Source organism: Paenibacillus sp. CECT 9249 (assembly GCF_918697855.1).
GTDB lineage: Bacteria > Bacillota > Bacilli > Paenibacillales > Paenibacillaceae > MSJ-34.
The window spans coordinates 1-1,639 of record NZ_CAKKLI010000102.1; the positions used below are offsets into that span (position 1 = coordinate 1).

At 54.2% G+C, this 1,639-nt stretch carries 1 protein-coding gene; it reads right to left on the minus strand.

Annotated elements, in window-relative coordinates; translation table 11 throughout:
* Positions 1 to 170: 170 nt before the first annotated feature.
* A complete protein-coding gene (locus LQ229_RS26885; RefSeq protein ID WP_216541458.1) occupies positions 171 to 1,415 on the minus strand; it encodes an IS110 family transposase in 1,245 nt (414 codons plus the stop codon).
* Between the last annotated feature and the right edge of the window lie 224 nt (positions 1,416 to 1,639).

Sequence of the window (1,639 nt, forward strand, 5' to 3'; positions counted from 1 at the left end):
AGTCCAGCGGTAAGATGTCAAGTCCCTGATTCTTGAGAATTGGAAATTTTCTTGGCCGTAAAGCAAGGGAGTCAGGGAAAATGACAGCACCAAACTAAACCCAGCCCGAAAATCAAGTCATTTACCAGATTTTTACTGGGAATCCGTGAAGGACTTTGGCAAAGGAGGCGTTAATCCTTCGCAGTCGTCACCTTCCTTCGAGGCGTGTAGAGTTGGTCGTTGCGTAGCAGCACATCGACCAGACGCACAAGTTTTCTTGCCGTTAAGACGAGGGCGCGTTTGTGTTGGTGCTTGGGTACTTCGCCGTACTTCTTCCGGTAATACTCACCGAATTCCGGATCGCGGTTTTTCACCGAGTTGGCAGCTTCAACCAGGTAATAGCGAAGGAATCGGTTGCCGGATTTGATCCGTTTGGTGTCTTCGGCCTCGAACGGTCCGGACTGGTGCCTGCGCCACGTGAGGCCGGCGTACTTAGCCACAGCGGCTTGGTCATCAAAGCGCTCAATGTCGCCGAGTTCTGCGAGAATGCCGGCGGCGTACACCTTGTCAATGCCCGGGATGGAGCGAAGGCACTTCGAGCCGGGAATACCTTCGAGAATCCGCTCTATGGCCTTGTCCAGGTCCTTAAGCTGGGCCTGAATGCTTCGGATCGATTGTATGGATGTTCCCAGCACCAGGTCGATGGAATCCTCGACGACCTTGGAGAGCCGGTACGATGCTCTGGCAGCCTTCTGGATGCAGCGGGCGACATTCTCGGGATCGGGAAAGCGATTCTTTCCCTTGTCTCTGAGATAGTCGGCTAAGTCCGCGACATCCATCGTTGCAATATCATCCAGACTGTACTTCTCCGAGAGCATCTCCATGATGGCATGACCGAACACAGAGCTTTCGACTTCGGACGTAAAGGCGTTGCATTTGTAGAACAGGTTCTGCAGGAAGTACTGCTTCTCGCGCGTCAGGCTGTGAACCATATGGAATCGCATTCGGGTCAGCCTTTGAAGCGCGACGTACTGCTCCTGCATGACGATGGTCGTTGTCAACCTGCCGAAGCGCAAGCGGTCCGCAATAATCCAGGCGTCAAGGCGATCGGTTTTATCGAGGTCGGGATACGCTTCCCGGAATTTGCTCACCAGTTTCGGATTGATCGTGAACACCTTAGCCTTGCGCTCTTTCAGCGCCGGATCCGCATGCATGTACATCGCGGGATGCCAACTGTAGACCGAGGTGGCCTCGAGCCCAATGTGGATCTCGGAAAACGAGTGCTTGTCCGCCGCGGCAACGATACGATCGCGCAAGTGGGAAGCGCCGTGCAAATCGTTCTTTACTTTCAGCGTCTCAAGCGTCTCGCCATCCGGGTTCATCAAACACGCTTCCAGTTCTTGCGAACTGACGTCAATACCGACAAATAGCTTCAAGTGGATTTCCTCCTTTCTGTAAGGGATTCAGGGAATAGACTCTCCGGGATGCCTCCGGCGCACTCGCAGATCAGTCACCCTCGCATATGAGGACACGCTTCGGGCCATGAGCTGCCCCGACGCTGCTAACATCGGGCATGGGTTGCCGAAGGGAACAGCCAGCGGGTAAGAAGTTCAAGCGAGTACCGGAGAAACAGACTTAGAATGTAGACGCGCTACAGGAG